A 17713-nucleotide genomic window follows, 5' to 3' on the forward strand; every position below is an offset into this window, starting at 1 on the left:
TTGATTGTTACAATTCTGCCAAAATCTTCTCCAAATTATTGCTATCAGCAGTATTAATTTCCTGGAGTTGCGGAATAGTATTTGTTACCTGAACGATAACATTGTCCACAATGCTAGCACCTGTAAAATCGCCACCACTCGTGACCTTATCTACCTTGTTTTATGTCTTTCATCCCTACTAACTATGTCCCCACCGATATTATTTCCTGTAATTTCTATTATTTCAACTCCACTGCTGATTTAATGAGATGTTGGCTTTTTAAGGTTGAATAGAGACTTGGTAAAACTAAAATCTGCTTAAAATCAAACAGGAATTTTGTATTTTAGTAACGCATATTAAAATTTAGGCAGAAATATCTGATGCCTAAAGAGTACAAAAAGATAAAGTTGGATTTCGCTGTTGGGCATTCTGTAACTAAGGATTATCTTCCAGAGGTGAGAAGCGAAAAGCTGCCAGGGGCTGTACCTTAGCGGTGAAGGGCTAGGAAGGAGTTTATGCAGATACAGACGCCAGATTGGGTTAAACACGCAGTTTTTTACCAGATTTTTCCGGATCGCTTTGCTAAAACGAAGCATTCTCACAAGCGGCTTTTGAAGGATACCCGATGGGAAGATTGGCACGAAATACCGACGCTTCAAGGGTACAAGGGCGGTGATTTGTGGGGGGTGATGGAACAGCTGGATTACTTGCAGGATGTAGGGATTAATGCGATTTACTTTACCCCCATTTTTCAATCGGCTAGCAATCACCGCTATCACACCCACGACTATTACCAAGTCGATCCGATGTTGGGGGGGAATGGCGCTTTTCGGGAGTTGCTGGAAGCTGCCCACGAACGGGATATTAAAGTTGTACTGGATGGGGTGTTTAATCACTCTAGTCGGGGCTTTTTCTTTTTCCACGATGTTCTGGAAAATGGCCCCCATTCGCCTTGGGTGGATTGGTTCAAGATTGAAGGCTGGCCTTTATCGGCGTATAACGGCGATTTTCCGGCGAATTATGAGGGCTGGGACGGAAATCGGGCGCTGCCAGTGTTCAACCATGAAAATCCGGAAGTGCGGGAATATATTATGGAGATTGCCGAATATTGGATTAAATTCGGCATCGATGGCTGGCGCTTGGATGTGCCGTTTGAGATTAAGGCTCAAGGATTTTGGCAGGAATTTCGCGATCGCGTAAAAGCCATTAACCCGGAAGCCTACATCGTGGGCGAAGTCTGGGGAGATTCCCGCGAGTGGCTGGATGGGACTCAGTTTGACGGGGTAATGAACTATTTATTTGCTGCGCCGACGATTGCTTTTGCCGCAGGCGATCGGGTAGACATTGAGCAAGTGAAAGATCGCTCTTACCATCCCTACCCGCCCCTCTTTGCACCAGAGTATGCCGAAAAAATCCAGCAATTGTTGGATTTTTATCCGTGGGATATTCAACTGACTCAGTTGAATTTGCTAGCTAGCCACGATACGGCGCGACTGATTTCTATTGCAGGCGGTGATAAGGAGAGTGTTCAACTAGCAACATTGCTGCTATTGACTTATCCCGGTGCGCCCAGCATCTACTATGGTGATGAAGTGGGATTACCGGGAAAACTCGATCCGGATTCGCGTCGGGGTTTTCCGATGGAAGCTCACTGGGAGCGTGATGTTCTAGATTATCACAAGCAACTCATCGCCCTGCGTCACCAATATCCTGCCTTGCGTACAGGTTCTTACCACGTTCTGTTTGCGGAAGGAACAGTTTACGTCTTTGCTCGGAAATTGGGAGATGAGGAACTGATTGTTGCCATTAACGTGGGGACGGCACCAGCAGATCATGTGAGTTTTGAGGTGACGGGGCTACAATCCAAGCCTAATCAGCAATTGTATGGCACTGCCGAGGTGTCATGGAGCGGTGAGGGAGAATCCAACCATCTGTCCTTGCATTTGCCAGCGCGTAGTGGATGCATCCTGGGTTAAACAAATTTCGCGAATGTTTGCCAAGAAGGGTGGATTGATTAACCTTTAATTGCCTGCGTAGGGGCCTGTTTGTGCTATGCCCTTACAGAATGTGAATTTGACCAATTATTTAATCCACATTCCTTGGCGATCGCCCAAATCAAAAGGAGGCACCTTTGCAAAGGTGCCTCCTTTTTTATGTCAGCAAATCGAATTTTAAATTTTTACGATGTCGTTTAGATCGCACTGACTCCAAATTTGCTTTTGTCTTACCATTACCCAGTTTTTGGTCAATAAATTCTGTCTGAAGACAGAAGTTAGCAGCAGAAATTAGTGCCTATTTAGACATTATCGTCGGTGTAAGTACTGAATCAATGACATGGATGACGCCGTTATCGGTAAGGATATCTGTTTTTAGCACCTTCGCATCATTCACTTTAAAACCGTCGTCGGTGCTATCAATCCCCAGAATGCCGCCCTCAACTGTCTCAGCGGAATCTATCTCGACGAAGTTATCAGTTCTAACATCCCCAAACAGGACGTGATACATTAAAATTTGCTTCAGCTTGGGGATGTTGTCCATCCAAGAAGCCAGTGTATCCTCTGGAATTTTGGCAAATGCTTCGTCGGTTGGAGCAAAGACAGTATAGGGTCCTGGACTCTTGAGAATCTCAAACAGACCAGCAGCCTCAAGAGCATTAACCAGAGTTTTGAAAGATCCTTCATTAGTGGCAGTTTCTAAAAGGTCAGCCATGCGTTTTGATGATTTTAAGTGAGTGTCCTGTTTAGAGATACTCGCTAGAAGACTTGCAGTGCATCCTTCAAAAGTATTGAAGGCGCGATCGCTAATAGGTTAGCACCCCTACCCATTTCACTTCATTTCGCTAGCGTGCAGCCACGCATCAGATCCCTCAACCCCTTACACAACTCAACTACTGGAACGAATGCCACGTTGTTGTAGCTGCTGAATAAAAAAGTCTTCCAGAGAAGGACGGGATAGGTTCATTGTTGCCAGATGGGCATCCATCAGCCGGAGACTAGCCAGAAACTCTTGGGGTTCGCCTTGTAAGTGTCCATGCCAACCATTATGCTCAAATGCCAAATCGGGTATCCAGCGTTTGAGAACCTCCAAGTTCCCGCCTTTGCCTCTGACATGGTAGGATTCGGCGGTACCTAGAAGTTCATCGAGGGAGCCGACGCAAATCAGATCGCCTTGGGCGAGGATAGCGACGCGATCGCATATCTGCTCCACTTCCGCCAGAACATGACTATTAAAGAAAATAGTTTTTCCCTGCTTTTTGAGCGATAAAATAATCTCTCGCATCTGGTATCGCCCCATTGGGTCAAGACCCGACATCGGCTCATCCAAAAATACCAGTTCTGGATCGTTAATCAGCGCTTGAGCCATGCCTACCCGTTGCAGCATCCCTTTAGAATACTGACGCATCTGCTTTTTACGGGCAGCAGATTGAGCCAATCCGACTAATTCCAGTAGTTGGGGGATGCGTTGACGTTGCACCGATTTCGGGATTTGAAATAATCCAGCCGTAAATTGCAAAAACTCCCAGCCGGTGAGAAAGTCGTAGAAATAGGCGTTTTCTGGTAAATAACCGATGCGTTGTTTCACTTCGCGATCGCCCAAAGGTTTTCCCAGAAGTACCCCTCGTCCACCCGTAGGGCGTACTATTCCCAAAAGCGTCTTTAACAGCGTCGTTTTCCCAGCCCCATTTGGTCCTAGCAGCCCAAACGTTTCCCCCTCAAACACTGACAGCGTGCAGCTTTTGAGAGATTCAATTTTTTGATTTAGCCAAAATCCGGTGCGATAAACCTTTCGCAGTTCAAAAGTCTGTACTACCGATTGACGGTAAACGGTAATCGGTTCCCCTGACTTATCTTCAACAGAATTCATATTAGTTCGGCAAGCGATCGCATTCTCTACAATATTATTGATTCCCTATTTTGCGGACTTTCGTATCAGTTTGGAATGATAGATGATATGAGTCCTATATCTGTTCTATTTCTTAGGGATAAACTGGGCGGATGCTTATCTTAACTGAAGCCGAGTTTCGAGAATCGGCAGAATCCTCTCTGCGTCTGGTTTTTCTGAACGACGACCCGTTTAACCAGCGTTTTGCACCAGATGTCCCGGCGCGAAGGATAATCTACGAGTATTTCTACCACATAGAGCCGCCGCTCATAGATGCTGTAGTTGCGGCTGCTTCCAGTGTGGGAGACACTGGTTGTTACCTCTCAAATCTATGGCGTAACAAAGAACAAAACGAACGCCCCAATCACTGGTATATCCCTTTTTCTGAGATTTCAGCTTACGTAGCAGCCGATGACAAAGTGTTTAACCATGCTTTGACTTCGGAGAATGTCCTCTATTCGCCGCAAGGAAAATGGGGAGTGATGATGTCTCACGAGCATCACGGTTTACTGGCGGGTACGCACGAGTTTATGGAAGAAATTCGTCGGCTAATACCAGACCTCGATCGCCAGGTGTATGGGTTCCTAGATTATTGGAAATACTGGTATAGCCAAGGTAAGAGTGCTGATGTAACTTGGCTACCGGGATTATTAACGCAGATTTACGGGCGAGAAACAGCAAAAACCATGCTGCGAGAAGCAGGTTTAAAGTCTATCTGGCGAAAATACAGTTCTGAACTTCCATTAACTTAGACTGGATTTAGGAGCTTTCAAGAGAAGAGAAACGAATGGATAGATCCAAAATAGTTGCAATTATCACTGGGGCAATTTCTATAATTCTAGCGATCGCCTATCTGCTGCTGGTTCAGTTACTAGACTTCCGGGGTGAAATGATACCCGCGCCCACAAGTCAATTGCCGCCAGTCGTGCAAGTTGCCCAAATATCCGCGATTCAGCTTTTATAAAGAGCAATGTCTAATCGGAGTTACGCCATCCTCGGAACAGGAGCGCTGGGGGGCTACTACGGAGCTAAACTACAACGAGCGGGGCTGAATGTCCACTTCCTGTTGCACAGCGATTACGAACAAGTCTGTCAACAGGGTTTAGTCATTGAGTCCCCAGACGGCGATTTTACCCTCCCCCACGTTAACGCCTACCCTGACGCTAACAAAATGCCACCTTGCGATGTGGTAGTTGTGGCGCTGAAAACGACGCAAAACCACCTGCTACCTGAAATGCTGCCATTTATGGTTAAGGATGATGGCGTTGTCTTAGTGCTGCAAAATGGTCTAGGAGTTGAAGAGAAAGTCGCCAAAATTGTGGGTTCCGAACGGGTGATGGGAGGCTTGTGCTTTCTCTGCTCTAATAAAGTGGGGCCAGGACACATCCGCCACCTAGACTATAAAGCGATTACACTCGGCGAATATACCCCCGATTATCAACCCGCTGGGATTACCGAGCGAATGCGTCAGATTGCGGGTGACTTTGAAAGTGCTGACATTCCCATCCAACTTGCTGAAGACTTGCTGTTTGCTCGTTGGCAGAAACTGGTATGGAATATTCCATACAACGGGCTTTCTGTTGTTCTTGATGCTACAACAGATGAGCTGATGAGCGATCTTCAGACTCGATTATTAGCTGAGCAGTTGATGGGTGAAGTGCTGGCAGGTGCATCTGCCGTTGGTCGGAGGATTCCTGATAGCTTTGTCGAAAAGATGCTCGATCACACGGCAAAGATGAAGCCGTACCGCACCAGTATGAAAATCGACTATGACGAAGGGCGTCCTCTAGAGGTGGAAACCATGTTCGGTAATCCCCTACGAACTGCACAAGCAGCAGGTGTTGATTTGCCGAAAATTGCGATGCTTTACCAGCAGCTAAAATTCTTGGATGCTAGAAATCGCCACAAATAGTATGTTCTTTTGGCATCCGATTTTTCATGACTTAAATATACCTAACACCCTGAAAAAAAACCTTAAATAATAATTAGTCATGAAAAAAGCGCCTTTAGAAAATCCGATTTTTACCGTCCCCAACGTTCTATCAAAAGCAGAGTGTGCCGAGTATATCGCCTTAACCGAAAACATAGGCTATACTCCGGCTGGTCTCACCGTAGGACAGGATGAATACATAATGGCTCCATCAATCCGAAATAACGATCGGGTGATTTTGGATGATGAAGAACTTGCAGCAAATTTATGGCATCGTGTGGAAACTTATGTCCCCAGAATCGGTAACTGGTGTGCAATGGGACTTAATGAGCGCTTGCGGTTCTACCGATACGATCCGGGTCAGCGCTTCGCACCGCATCACGATGGTAGTTATTGGCGAACAAACGGCGACCATAGCCGTTTAACTTTTATGATTTATCTGAGCGAAGACTTTGAGGGAGGCGAAACTCTGTTTTTTTCACCCAACGTCTCTATAGTTCCTCAAATCGGTATGGCGCTGTTCTTTATCCACGAAATAAAACATGAAGGCGCACCCGTAATCCAAGGTCGAAAGTATGTACTGCGTTCAGACGTGATGTACACGTATGCGAGCCAATAAAAATCGGGGGAAGTTGACTTTTAAAAAAGGGCGATCGCTCTACACAATTTCATTTAATTATTCTTTATTCTTCTGGTAAATAGTTGTAAGATAAAACTGCTATTCCCCCATTTATTTATACCCCATGTGTAACTTTTTATGTTATTGTCTTTGCTAACCCTGTACTGGGTTTTCCTCAGAAAAACAATTGAAAAAAAGTCTGCATATCTCGTATCTTTAATTCACCCAGTAGGAAGCTTTTAGAATTTGCATTGTTTAGCTTGGACGATAAGAAATAAAAAAGGAGATTGGGAAGTTTTGTGTTCCCAGTCTCCAATTGCTATGACGATGAATTTAAAACAGCAATTTAAAATTTGTTGAGCATCTGAAAAATCGTCATTTTATGAGCCATGAAAGAAAGTGAAAAAGTGAGCTTCTCTTTCTTTAGTCATTTTTGTAGATTTTGGCGATATATTCGGGTTTTTTGTCAGATCCTTTTTTGTCGGATAAGGTTCTTCCGCTAAAGGCGAAAAATATCCAGGTGAAGGCAATTGCGGCAATCGTTAATTCCATAGAAATTTCTCCAAGTTAAGCAAGCTGTCTTGTTAACCTTATTAATCAACTCAAGAATTGCTATATCCGGATAAATTTCAGGTTGGCAGATAAAATTTATTTGTAGATCAAGAGAATTTGCAAGCGCACCCTTAATCTGTAACCCAGAACTGGTATATTTCTGGGTGTTACCAATGAAGGAATATCGCTTCGCAAACGCTACTATTGTTGAGGCGGATCTGATTGGCGTTCCTCTTGCGGTTCTTTCGCTTCTGCTAAAGGTTTGACGACTCGCGCGATCGCTTCTTGCACAAATGTCTTGATAAACTCATCCCGGCGATTTAGCTGAAACTGTCGCTGCACAACTTCTGTGATTCCGCCATCGCCCCAATCTTGATCGTGACGGAAGTATTCAATAAAACTCTTCCCAGCAATTCGAGTCAAATAAGCGGCGGTAACGCCTTGAATCACCTTACCAATAGGATAGGCGGCGACACTCAGTTGGAGGACTCTAGAAAGCAACTCAATTGCTCCTTGGACAATTCCCAAACTCGCAAGAGTTTTCCCTAAAGAAAGCGCTAATTCGCGCCCTCGATCCATATTCAGCTCGCAACCGTAAATTCTGCCAATTTCTACAACCATTTGGGCATTTACAGCGGCGGTTGCTAGCAAATCCACCACTGGTAGGGGTGTCACGGTGATGACACCCGCCCCAATCCACTGAAAACGTTCTACCACCTTCTCCGCTTGGCGTCTGCGCTGAGCATCCAGCAGGCGTCGAGCTTCGTCTCCCAGTCTCTGAGATTGCAGTAGGATGTTGTCAGCCACTAGGTCTTCCCCTTCGGCTCTGAGAACCACCGCCATGCGGCGAATTAACGGCATCACATCCGGTTCAGGTTGGAAGGTTTCGCCACTTTCCAATTCAGCTAGCTGGGGATTCGCAGCGATCGCAACCACATCGGCGGTGGCGATAAATCCCCGCACTCGTTCCCGCAGACGTGCCAGAATTGTTTCCTTATCGGTGTCTGTATAAAGATCGGTTTTGTTGAGGATCAGCAGCGATCGCTTGCCAATCTCTGCCAAGGTTCGCAACGGGTTATACTCCGACTGCCGCAAGTCATTATCTACGACAAATAACAACAAATCTGCTTCAGTTGCCAATTGCCTTGCCAGTTGTTCTCTCTGGGTTCCCGCGACCCCTGCTTCTAAAATTCCGGGGGTATCGGTAATCAAAATTTGCCGATTTAATCCTTTCAACTTGAGAACGTAAGTTTCCCCTACCTCCGTCGTTCCCATTGGCGCGTCTACCCGTCCTACCATGCGCCCAATCAGGGCGTTCACCAGAGAAGTCTTGCCAGCAGAACCCGTGCCAAATACGACGACTAACAGTTCCCCACGCGCCAAATTTGCTTCAATTTCGCGCGATCGCTCAAGTAATGCCTGCCGCGACACCTCATCCTGAATCTGTGCCACTTGCTGCCGCACTGCTTTGAGGGTTTCTGAAGCCGCCTCTGTCTTCGCTTCCGGGACTTTCGGCAATCTGCGGCGTTGCCGCGAACCTTTTGCAGTCCCCTGAAGAATCATCACATAGTAGATAAATCCACCGATTAGCACCCCCAGTAGGACAATCAGCAACAAAAGCAGCAGATTTCCCAGTAAAGGTGCCGTAAAAGAAATCTGAATATACAGCCGATAGAGAGAATTAATCAGCCACAGCATCAGCCCCAGAATTACACTGAGGCCAACGATCAGCGTTAATAAGCGCGACAGGGGCATGAACGGGATTGTGGTAAGGAGATGCTTCTAATCTTAATCTCCCTATCATTGTCTGCTATCAGCAACAGGCAAGAGATGCTTCCACGAATAAAGTAGAGCCTGTTGCCGTGATTTTTTCTCGGCTAGATAATTAAAACAAAGCGTCTTTCTGAGTAATTTTAAAAAACAGTAAATTATAATACAAACTAGCTTTTAAAATTATCCCCCACCGGATAGATCGATGATCTCTGAGCCAAACGTCAGGAAGCCTCAGATACGCTTAGGCAGTGCGTTCCCTCACCCAGTCAGTATCACAGGCTGGCTCAGCCGGGTCACTGGTCGTTTCAGCGTTAGCCAAAAAATTAGTTATGGATATGGGCTAACCCTAGGCATTGCCGTTTTGGGAACGGCTGCCGGATTTATGATTGGAGATTACTATCAGCAACGAGCTACGAAGTTGCATGAATATAGCAACCAAGAACTCAACCTTCTCCATCGCTTGCAAAATGGCGTACTACAGGCACGTACGCACCAACAACAATTGATTCCGCTAGCAGAAAATCCGGAATTGTTTTGGGACGAATACTCTCATTTTCTGGAACATACTGCTGAAATTAAGCGGATATTGTCTCAAATCAAATCTTATACAAACAGCGCCGTTTATCAACGCGAGGCAGCGGCTCATGTACACGCTGATGGAATACCCAGTTTTCTAAAAACTTACGAAAACGTACCAGAAATCTATTTTCATCAGGTTGATGAATTAGTACAGCAAATTGAGCTGTCTCATTTAAAGCCAGATAAAATTCAGGAAGCACAAAAACTACTTTTAAATTTTACGAATGGTTCTGTAGCGCTAAATTTTGATGGTCTCTCAGACGACTTAACTGGAGTTATTCAGGGATCTTACCAGGATGTTAAGCAGACAGAACTGGCTTTGATTGCTGCGGAAACAATCCGATTTAAAATTATTGTTGCAAGTATTTTATTGTCAATTGCGATCGCTATCCTTTTAGCCATCTACACTTCTCGCGCCATCGTCCGTCCCCTGAAAGCTGCAACTGATGTAGCACAGCGGGCAACTCAAGAATCTAATTTTGGCTTGCAAGTGCCGATTACAACTGAAGATGAAGTGGGAATGTTGGCAACCTCCCTCAATCAGCTCATCCTACAGGTGGGGCACCTTTTGCAAGAACAAAAAGCAGACAGCGAGTTACGGTTAATCCAAAGTGAGAAAATGTCTAGTTTGGGACGAATGCTTGCCGGAGTCGCCCATGAAATCAATAATCCGGTCAACTTCATCTATGGCAACTTGGCTTATGCGGGTGACTACGTTAAAGAACTTCTCGCATTACTAGAAACTTACCAAGCTGAAATTACCAACCCTCCTAAAGCGATTCAAGTTCAAGCCGAAGAAATCGATATCGATTTTCTTAAACAAGACCTGCCTAAAGTTCTGCAATCGATGAAAGTCGGTTCTGACCGAGTTCGACAAATTGTTCTAAGTTTAAAAGATTTTTCTCGCCTCGATGAACCACAACCTAATTCTGTAGATTTGCACGCCTGTATTGATAGTACCCTGCTGATTTTGAACAATCGGATTAAAAATAATATCAATATTATTCAAAACTACGGCGATATCCCAGCCATCGAAGGTTACACCGGCTTGCTTTATCAGGTATTTATGAATTTACTCAGCAATGCGATTGATGCTCTAGAAGAGGCAAAAGAGCCTGGAGAAATCGTGATTTCTACAGAACGCCTAAACAAGGATACCGTTGGGGTGCGGATTGCTGACAATGGTTCTGGCATTTCACCAGAACATCAAGAGAAAATATTTGATGCCTTTTTTACCACGAAGCCGAGAGGCATTGGTACGGGCTTGGGTCTATCAATCAGCCATCAGATTATCGTAGAGAAACATGGCGGTAATTTTAGCTGCAAATCAGAAGTTGGTAAAGGGACAGAGTTAGCGATCGCTTTACCGATCAAACATCAAGTCGGTGTCGCATCAACATCAACAACAAAAATTCTCTGCTAATAGCTAGAGGCGAACTACAGTCCAAAAGTGAGACATTTTGTTCAAGTTATCGGAGTAGAAAGAGTTATGGGGCTTTTTGACCAAATTATCAATGCCTTAGACAGTCCAGATCGCGAAGCGACTCCCGGACAGATGGATAATATTTTTGGCACGGTGCAGCAGGTAGGCAATAATTATGGTGCCGACCCGTCAGCAGTGCAATCTACAATGTCCCTTGTAGGTAACTACGTGCGCTCTGCTCTACAACAGAAGCAAGCTACCGAAGGCCCTCAACAAGCGCAAGCCCTTGTCAATCAATATGGCGGCACTTCTCCCAATCCTCAAGCTGTTGATGCGCTTTTTGGTTTTTCTCAAGTGCCGCAAATCGTGCAAGTCATTGCTCAAAGAACCGGCTTGAATCCGGCGATGATTCAACAGATGTTGCCGATTCTCGTTCCCCTGGTGTTAAATCTTCTAAAAACTGGCTCCAGCGCTCAAAATCCGCACGGGTCGAATCCAGTTCTGAATACTTTCTTAGATGCCGACCGCGATGGCGATGTTGATATTGCTGATGCGATGCAGTTAGCAGCTCGCCATCTGGGTAGATAAAGCAGGGAATGGGTAATGGGTATCCCATTACTCATTACCCATTATTAATATCTAACCGCTCAACCCCCTCAATTTCCAAAATCAAATCGGCACCATAGACTTTGGAAGGCGTCTGAAAGCCGACACTCACCTGTCCGGCAAGCACCTTAGTAACAATAGCCAGCGCCGTCAGTGCTGTGAGCGTATAGCCTTCTGGACATTGCAGTCGGGATACCTTAGTTGCGCCATCATCTGACACCTCTCCCCACAATCTAGTTTTCCCCTGTTGCCTCTGTGCATCGGTTGGTCCTGGTGGTTGAGCTTGGATTAGACGTTTCTGTAAGCTTTGCATGGGTGGTGACCCCAATAACCAACCCAAATATCTACTTGCGACTAGCGCCCAGTAAGTGGAGGGAGGGGTTGCCATATAAACTTCAATATTGGGAATCCCTGTGCTGTAGAAAGCGGTAGACACATCTCCCCAAGGAAGTGTGGTGCCTAAAACAGGGCCTTCTCCAAAGTCGATGGTTCGAGTTTTCCAAGCAGTCGGAACCGGAGTCAGAACGCCACCCCGCCGCACTAAGCCTCCTTGCTTCTGAGCTTCCACGATTGTTGTGGCAGTTCCCCGCGATGTCTGACCGGCGGTGAAAGCCAGCGACAGACTTGTTGCTGAAGGCAGCTGTCTCTTGAGATGAGCCGCGAGACAGTCAGAAGGAACGACATCAAAACCGACGCCGGGAAGCAGCATTACGCCTGCTTTTGTTGCCTCAGCATCTTTGGCAGCGATCGCCTCGAATACTGCCACCTCTCCGGTAATATCCAGATAATGGGTTTTTGTCCGCAGGCACCCTTCAACCATTGGCTTAGACGTGCGCGAGAATGGCCCTGCACAGTGGAGTACCGCTGTGACATCGTTCAGTGCTGCATCCACAGTGGACTCATCTTCTAGGCTAAAGGCGCGGTGTTCTAAACCAAGCGATGTCGCTAACGGCTGCAACTTTTCAGAATTGCGTCCTGCCAGAATCGGGCGTAACCCTTGCCGCACTGCCAATCGCGCAATCAGGGTTCCGGTATAGCCATTCGCACCGTATAACAAAAAGTTTGAGGACATTAGTACAGAAGTTACGACACAGCAGAGATAGAAAGCGATCGCTCTTTTTATCCCGCTTTGTCAATTGAGGGTATAACAGTCGAGCGACTGCATACTTACTATTGTCCGCTTGGGAGTGTTTTCTTCAATACGGCAAAAGGTACAGGTAAGATGACAGAATGTTTGCTTGGCTTTGCTTCCCACCCTAGGATAGCTATGGCACTGATTCAATCGTCTCGCCCCTGAAACTATGTTGGCTGCAATTTTATTTGACTTGGATGGGACTCTGGTAAATACTGACCGAATCCATTACAAATCTTGGCAGGATATTTTAAAACAATACGATATTGATATTGACGAAAATTTTTACCAAAACCGGATTAGCGGACGCCTTAATCCAGTTATTATCCAAGATATTCTCCCTCAGTTATCCTTATCAGAAGGCGAACAACTCGCTGAAGCGAAAGAAGCTTATTTCCGAGAATTATCACCAGAACTTAAACCCCTGGCTGGACTTTCTAAAATTTTGGCATGGACAGAAGAATTAAAGTTGCAACGAGCAGTTGTCACAAATGCACCGCGTAAAAATGTCTACTTCATGCTAGAAGCTTTGGGTTTGGCAGATGCCTTCGCCACCGTTGTTTTAGCAGAAGAAGCGATCGCGGGCAAACCCGATCCGGCTCCCTATCAACTGGCGTTAGATTATTTTGGTATTAAAGCGAAACAAGCGATCGCTTTTGAGGACTCTCCCTCCGGCATTCGTTCATCGGTAGGCGCAGGCATTGTGACAATTGGCATTGCCTCAACCTACGACCCCAAAGTTCTCTGCGACTGCGGAGCAATTTTTGCAGTGCCTGATTTCACCTCTCCGCAGTTGTGGACGTGGCTAGATTCTCCCGCAAAAAACGATCCCGATCCTAATTGAATTTATTAACGCTACACTTTCTTCGCTATAAAGCACTGAGGACGAGTAAGAAGAGATCTCTCCGATTTTATGAATGAATTAGGATTGCGATATTTATATTTCTGTGGATGTACAGTTTGATTTTTGTAGAGGTAGGTTTGATAGCCAAAGACCTAATTTGCCCCTAAAATTGGGATAAAGCCGCCCTCCGCCACTTAGGAAAGGATAATGTGTAAATTCTAGGCGATCAGGATCTAAATAGCGCTGCTTAGTTTTACAATGAATTGGCGAAATCTGATAGCTCAAAGTCAAAAAATCAATGGGACCCTCTCTCAAGCTTCCTCAAAAAATTATGCTACTTGGTTCGGGAGAACTAGGCAAAGAATTTGTCATTGCTGCTCAACGTCTGGGCAACCATGTCATTGCAGTGGATCGCTATCATAATGCTCCAGCAATGCAAGTAGCTGATGAATTTGAAGTAATTTCTATGCTCAGTGCTGATGACCTAGAAGCCGTCGTGCAAAAACATCAGCCAAATTTAATTATTCCGGAAATTGAAGCGATTAGGACGGAGAAACTGATTGAATTTGAAAAGAGAGGGTTTACAGTCATTCCAACTGCTACTGCTACCCATTACACGATGAATCGAGACCGAATTAGAGAACTTGCCCATCAGCAATTAGGACTTAGAACTGCTAAATATGCGTATGCAACAACGCTGGAGGAATTTATTGATGCTTGTGACAAAATTGGGTTTCCCAATGTCGTGAAACCTGTGATGTCATCCTCTGGAAAAGGTCAATCGGTTGTCCATTCGAGCGATGAGGTTGAAGCGGCATGGAAGTATGCGATTGAAGGATCTAGAGGAGATACTCAAAAGGTTATTGTCGAAGAGTTCATTCCTTTTGAATTAGAAATAACCTTGCTAACCATTAAGCAGTGGAATGCTCCGACTATTTTCTGCCCTCCTATTGGTCATCGTCAAGAAAGAGGGGATTATCAAGAATCTTGGCAACCCGCAAAAATGCCAGAAAAATTGCTTTTGGAAGCACAGGCGATCGCGCAAAAAGTTACTGATGCTTTGGGAGGCGCTGGAATCTTCGGGGTGGAGTTCTTTATTACCAAGGATTCTGTAATTTTTTCCGAACTTTCTCCCAGACCTCATGATACGGGAATGGTGACATTAATTTCTCAAAACTTGAATGAATTTGAATTGCATCTAAGAGCGGTTTTAGGCTTACCAATTCCTAAAATAGAACTATTAGGGGATTCAGCAAGTGCAGTAATTCTGGCAAGTAAACATTCAAATTCAATCGCTTTTATGGAGGTGCAAGAGGCTTTATCTGAACCGAATGTAGATATCCGGTTATTTGGAAAGCCAAATTCTCGCCCTAACCGCAGAATGGGAGTCGCTTTGGCGAAAGCAAGTAATGTCCAAGAGGCGCGGAATAAAGCGACTAAAGCCGCTAGCAAGATTAAAATTGTTAATCAAGACGATCATTATTGATGCTTGATTATTAGAAATCCCCCAACCCCCCTTTTTAAGGGGGGCTAGGATAAGATTCTACCTTTTGCCAAAGAATATAGGGTGGAGCAAATATTTTGTCTTTAAATATGAGAATTGTATTAATAGGTAAATTAGAATTCAGGAGTTAGTCAAGTTGAACGAGCTTATCTTTTCTGATATTCAAAACCATTGGGCGCAAGAGTGTATCAAACAACTACATGAACGAAATCTAATTAGCGGCTATCCAGATGGTACCTTCCGTCCGAATGCACAGGTGACGCGGGCAGAGTTTGCGGCGCTGGTGCGAAAAGCGTTTCCCAATACTGTCCCGATTCGGAATGCGATTAACTTTGTGGATGTACCTTCAAGTCATTGGGCTTATCAGGCGATTCAAATTGTTTATCGGGCTGGTTTTTTGTCTGGCTATCCAGATCGCACATTTAAGCCCAGTCAGGCGATTCCGCGAGTGCAAGCTTTTGTAGCTTTGGCATCCGGGTTGAAGTATGGCGCTACCACAAATCCTAGCGAGATATTAAAGAAGTATTTTGAGGATGCGGCGCAGATTCCCAATTATGCAATTGGCGCGATCGCGTCTGCAACCGAAAAATATCTTGTCGTTAATTATCCGAATGTCCGACGCTTTAACCCCAATCAGAATGCCACGAGAGGCGAGATTGCGGCTTTGATTTGTCGCGCTTTGAGTATTCCTGGCGTGCCCTTGCAGTATATTCCAGGGATGGAATTTGTGGTGATTCAACCGCAATTTGATGAAGCTGAAGCTTTTTCGGAAGGATTGGCACGAGTCAAAATTGCTGACAAGTGGGGTTATATCGATAAAACAGGTAAACTCGTAATCTCGCCACAATTTGATGAAGCGGATGCTTTTTCTGAAGGAGTGGCACTGGTTAGACAATACGCGCCAAAGAGGCAGTAATGGAAACTCGCGGTGTCTGGATTACCACGACAGATAGCAAAGTCCTGAATTCTCGGCAAAACATTGCTGCGGCGATGGATTTCCTCGCTCAAACTGGGTTCAATGTGGTTTTTCCTGTTATTTGGAATAGTGCCTTTACGCTATATCCCAGTAAAGTGATGCGAGACAATTTTGGGGTCGAAATTGATCCGCGATATCGCGATCGCGATCCCTTAGCTGAAATGGTAACTGAGGCGCGTCGAGTTGGACTTGCGGTGATTCCCTGGTTTGAATACGGATTCGCCGCTTCTTACAATCAAAATGGCGGGCATATTCTAGCGAAAAAACCTGATTGGGGTGCCCGCGATAACAGCGGGAATTTAGTTAAAAAGAACAGTTTCGAGTGGATGAATGCTCTTGATTCTGAAGTGCAGGAATTCTTACTCAATTTAGTGCTAGAAGTTGTCAAAAACTACGAGATTAGCGGCATTCAAGGGGACGATCGCCTGCCTGCACTTCCAAGCGAAGGGGGCTACGATCGACGAACCAGCGATCGCTACTTTCAGCAGTTCCTCCAAAATCCTCCGCAAAACCCAAAAGATCCGCAATGGCTTCAGTGGCGTGCGGATATTCTCACCGATTTTTTAACTCGTCTCTACCAAGAAGTCATTAATATTAAGCCAGACTTGCTGATTTCACTGGCACCGAGTCCCCACGGTTGGGCACTTCAGGAATATCTGCAAGATCCCAAAGCTTGGAGCGATCGCGGGTTAGTTGATATGATGCATCCACAGTTGTATCGCCGCGATTTCTCTAGTTACAAACAACTGGTTGATAGTCTTGTCGCCCAGCAATTTACCGCCGCACAACTACCAACCCTGATACCCGGTATTTTACTCAAAGTCGGTGGATATCGCATCAGCGCCGAATACTTGTTGCAAGCGATCGCTTACAATCGCTTTCGTGGCATCCAAGGCGAAGTTTTCTTCTTCTACGAAGGTCTGCGAGAAGACAACGACGCCTTAGCCAAAGCCTTGCGTTCTGGCCCCTACTCCCAGCCTGAACCCTTTAATCCCTCACCATTAAAACAGCTTGGCTTTACCAGTCGGAGAATTGGCGGCAAATATAGCTATATCGACACGACCGGAAAAAGTGTCAGCCAGCCGCAATTTGACTGGGTGGATTCTTTTCATAGCGGGTTGGCGCGAGTCAAAATGGGCTATAAATGGAGCTTTATTGATAATACTGGAAAATTGATTAGCCGATTCCAATTTGATAGCGCTGAGTATTTTAGAGAAGGGATGGCAGCGATAAAAATTGGTAGCAAATATGGTTATCTCGATAATACGGGGAAACTCGTCGTTCCGCTGCAATTTGATGAAGCTAAGTCTTTTTCAGAAGGGTTGGCAGCAGTCAAGATAGAGAACAAGTGGGGCTACATCGATCGGAGGAACACTAAGGCGCTAGATGCTCCTCAGGGTTGGATCAACAACTTTCTGCTTCGCTTCCAAACTATTTTTAATCCAAACACCCTCACAATTCCTCCGCAATTTGATAGCGCTGATGCCTTTTCGGAAGGAATGGCACGCATTGGTGTTGGTGGAAAATATGGTTATATTGACACGACGGGAAAGCTGGTAATATTGCCACAATTTGAGGACGCTAAATCTTTTTCAGAAAAATTAGCAGCGGTAAAACTTGCTGGGAAATGGCAGTATATCGATAAAACTGGGAAGGTGGTAATTTTGCCGCAATTTGAGGATGCTGAGTCTTTTGTAGAAGGGCTAGCAGCAGTCAAAATTGCTGGCAAGTGGGGCTATATTAACAAGATAGGAAAGCTGGTCATTCCTACAGAATTTGACAACGCGCAATCCTTTTCCCAAGGATTGGCGCTGGTTAATATTGGTGGATCGTGGCGTTCCGGTGAGAATGGGGAATTGTCTTTCAGCGGCGGGAAGTGGGGCTACATTCGGAATGTGCTGTCTTGAAGGGCT

The 17713-nt window shown here is 45.4% G+C and carries 16 protein-coding genes; 11 read left to right on the forward strand and 5 right to left on the reverse strand.

Annotated elements, in window-relative coordinates:
- Nucleotides 1–495 precede the first annotated feature (495 nt).
- Nucleotides 496–1956 (forward strand): glycoside hydrolase family 13 protein, encoded by a 1461-nt coding sequence (locus NDA03_RS23005; RefSeq protein WP_190410505.1) that lies wholly within the window; start codon nt 496–498, stop codon nt 1954–1956.
- A 316-nt stretch (nt 1957–2272) separates the two neighbouring features.
- On the opposite strand, the gene NDA03_RS23010 is transcribed toward NDA03_RS23005, so the two are convergent.
- Nucleotides 2273–2689 carry a fasciclin domain-containing protein gene (locus NDA03_RS23010; RefSeq protein WP_190410504.1) on the reverse strand — a complete coding sequence of 139 codons (417 nt, stop codon included), beginning with the start codon at nt 2687–2689 and terminating at the stop codon, nt 2273–2275.
- Nucleotides 2690–2863: 174 nt separating this feature from the next.
- On the reverse strand, nt 2864–3844 hold the full coding sequence (locus NDA03_RS23015; RefSeq protein ID WP_190410503.1) for an ABC transporter ATP-binding protein: 981 nt from the start codon (nt 3842–3844) through the stop codon (nt 2864–2866).
- Between the two features lie 131 nt (nt 3845–3975).
- Here NDA03_RS23015 and NDA03_RS23020 point away from each other — a divergent pair, with 131 nt between their 5' ends.
- From NDA03_RS23020 to NDA03_RS23035, 4 genes are all read left to right on the forward strand, one after another.
- Nucleotides 3976–4614, forward strand: a complete 639-nt coding sequence (locus NDA03_RS23020) for a hypothetical protein (RefSeq protein WP_348239259.1) — start codon at nt 3976–3978, stop codon at nt 4612–4614.
- Between the two features lie 35 nt (nt 4615–4649).
- Nucleotides 4650–4826, forward strand: a complete 177-nt coding sequence (locus tag NDA03_RS23025; protein WP_190673450.1) for a hypothetical protein — start codon at nt 4650–4652, stop codon at nt 4824–4826.
- A 6-nt stretch (nt 4827–4832) separates the two neighbouring features.
- Entirely contained in the window at nt 4833–5774 is a 942-nt protein-coding gene (locus NDA03_RS23030; protein ID WP_348239260.1) for a putative 2-dehydropantoate 2-reductase, read from the forward strand.
- Nucleotides 5775–5853: 79 nt separating this feature from the next.
- On the forward strand, nt 5854–6411 hold the full coding sequence (locus NDA03_RS23035) for a 2OG-Fe(II) oxygenase (RefSeq protein ID WP_190431592.1): 558 nt from the start codon (nt 5854–5856) through the stop codon (nt 6409–6411).
- Nucleotides 6412–6834: 423 nt separating this feature from the next.
- Here the strand turns inward: NDA03_RS23035 and NDA03_RS23040 are convergent, their stop codons facing one another.
- Together NDA03_RS23040 and NDA03_RS23045 are read right to left on the reverse strand one after the other, a co-directional pair.
- Complete coding sequence (locus NDA03_RS23040) at nt 6835–6963, reverse strand: hypothetical protein (RefSeq protein ID WP_277877468.1); 129 nt, start codon at nt 6961–6963, stop codon at nt 6835–6837.
- Between the two features lie 201 nt (nt 6964–7164).
- Nucleotides 7165–8718 (reverse strand): GTP-binding protein, encoded by a 1554-nt coding sequence (locus NDA03_RS23045; protein WP_190535035.1) that lies wholly within the window; start codon nt 8716–8718, stop codon nt 7165–7167.
- Nucleotides 8719–8938: 220 nt separating this feature from the next.
- Here NDA03_RS23045 and NDA03_RS23050 point away from each other — a divergent pair, with 220 nt between their 5' ends.
- Together NDA03_RS23050 and NDA03_RS23055 are read left to right on the forward strand one after the other, a co-directional pair.
- Nucleotides 8939–10738 carry an ATP-binding protein gene (locus tag NDA03_RS23050; RefSeq protein ID WP_348239261.1) on the forward strand — a complete coding sequence of 600 codons (1800 nt, stop codon included), beginning with the start codon at nt 8939–8941 and terminating at the stop codon, nt 10736–10738.
- Nucleotides 10739–10804: 66 nt separating this feature from the next.
- Nucleotides 10805–11326, forward strand: coding sequence for a DUF937 domain-containing protein (locus NDA03_RS23055; RefSeq protein ID WP_190535041.1), 522 nt, complete (start codon nt 10805–10807; stop codon nt 11324–11326).
- A gap of 34 nt (nt 11327–11360) precedes the next feature.
- Here the strand turns inward: NDA03_RS23055 and NDA03_RS23060 are convergent, their stop codons facing one another.
- The gene (locus NDA03_RS23060; RefSeq protein ID WP_348239262.1) at nt 11361–12416 is read right to left on the reverse strand and encodes a saccharopine dehydrogenase NADP-binding domain-containing protein; all 1056 of its coding nucleotides are present in this window, start codon (nt 12414–12416) and stop codon (nt 11361–11363) included.
- A 229-nt stretch (nt 12417–12645) separates the two neighbouring features.
- Here NDA03_RS23060 and NDA03_RS23065 point away from each other — a divergent pair, with 229 nt between their 5' ends.
- The 4 genes from NDA03_RS23065 (at nt 12646) to NDA03_RS23080 (ending at nt 17707) form a co-directional block, all read left to right on the forward strand.
- On the forward strand, nt 12646–13320 hold the full coding sequence (locus NDA03_RS23065; protein WP_190410494.1) for an HAD-IA family hydrolase: 675 nt from the start codon (nt 12646–12648) through the stop codon (nt 13318–13320).
- A 298-nt stretch (nt 13321–13618) separates the two neighbouring features.
- Nucleotides 13619–14806 (forward strand): formate-dependent phosphoribosylglycinamide formyltransferase, encoded by a 1188-nt coding sequence (purT, locus tag NDA03_RS23070; protein WP_348239263.1) that lies wholly within the window; start codon nt 13619–13621, stop codon nt 14804–14806.
- Nucleotides 14807–14960: 154 nt separating this feature from the next.
- The gene (locus NDA03_RS23075; protein WP_348239264.1) at nt 14961–15740 is read left to right on the forward strand and encodes an S-layer homology domain-containing protein; all 780 of its coding nucleotides are present in this window, start codon (nt 14961–14963) and stop codon (nt 15738–15740) included.
- Entirely contained in the window at nt 15740–17707 is a 1968-nt protein-coding gene (locus NDA03_RS23080) for a WG repeat-containing protein (protein WP_348239265.1), read from the forward strand. Before NDA03_RS23075 ends, NDA03_RS23080 begins: the two co-directional genes overlap by 1 nt.
- Nucleotides 17708–17713 lie beyond the last annotated feature (6 nt).

It is taken from the genome of Trichocoleus sp. Lan, from assembly GCF_039961855.1.
In the GTDB taxonomy this organism is placed as follows: Bacteria; Cyanobacteriota; Cyanobacteriia; order Cyanobacteriales; family FACHB-T130; genus FACHB-T130.

Excerpts from the sequence above, each read along its gene's own strand:
- NDA03_RS23080 (WP_348239265.1), top strand. The coding sequence starts at position 15,740 with ATGGAAACTCGCGGTGTCTGGATTACCACGACAGATAGCAAAGTCCTG.
- NDA03_RS23025 (WP_190673450.1), top strand. The coding sequence starts at position 4,650 with ATGGATAGATCCAAAATAGTTGCAATTATCACTGGGGCAATTTCTATA.
- NDA03_RS23060 (WP_348239262.1), bottom strand. The coding sequence starts at position 12,416 with ATGTCCTCAAACTTTTTGTTATACGGTGCGAATGGCTATACCGGAACC.
- NDA03_RS23040 (WP_277877468.1), bottom strand. The coding sequence starts at position 6,963 with ATGGAATTAACGATTGCCGCAATTGCCTTCACCTGGATATTTTTCGCC.
- NDA03_RS23005 (WP_190410505.1), top strand. The coding sequence starts at position 496 with ATGCAGATACAGACGCCAGATTGGGTTAAACACGCAGTTTTTTACCAG.
- NDA03_RS23015 (WP_190410503.1), bottom strand. The coding sequence starts at position 3,844 with ATGAATTCTGTTGAAGATAAGTCAGGGGAACCGATTACCGTTTACCGT.
- NDA03_RS23010 (WP_190410504.1), bottom strand. The coding sequence starts at position 2,689 with ATGGCTGACCTTTTAGAAACTGCCACTAATGAAGGATCTTTCAAAACT.
- NDA03_RS23020 (WP_348239259.1), top strand. The coding sequence starts at position 3,976 with ATGCTTATCTTAACTGAAGCCGAGTTTCGAGAATCGGCAGAATCCTCT.
- NDA03_RS23055 (WP_190535041.1), top strand. The coding sequence starts at position 10,805 with ATGGGGCTTTTTGACCAAATTATCAATGCCTTAGACAGTCCAGATCGC.
- NDA03_RS23035 (WP_190431592.1), top strand. The coding sequence starts at position 5,854 with ATGAAAAAAGCGCCTTTAGAAAATCCGATTTTTACCGTCCCCAACGTT.
- purT (WP_348239263.1), top strand. The coding sequence starts at position 13,619 with ATGGGACCCTCTCTCAAGCTTCCTCAAAAAATTATGCTACTTGGTTCG.
- NDA03_RS23030 (WP_348239260.1), top strand. The coding sequence starts at position 4,833 with ATGTCTAATCGGAGTTACGCCATCCTCGGAACAGGAGCGCTGGGGGGC.
- NDA03_RS23065 (WP_190410494.1), top strand. The coding sequence starts at position 12,646 with ATGTTGGCTGCAATTTTATTTGACTTGGATGGGACTCTGGTAAATACT.
- NDA03_RS23045 (WP_190535035.1), bottom strand. The coding sequence starts at position 8,718 with ATGCCCCTGTCGCGCTTATTAACGCTGATCGTTGGCCTCAGTGTAATT.
- NDA03_RS23050 (WP_348239261.1), top strand. The coding sequence starts at position 8,939 with ATGATCTCTGAGCCAAACGTCAGGAAGCCTCAGATACGCTTAGGCAGT.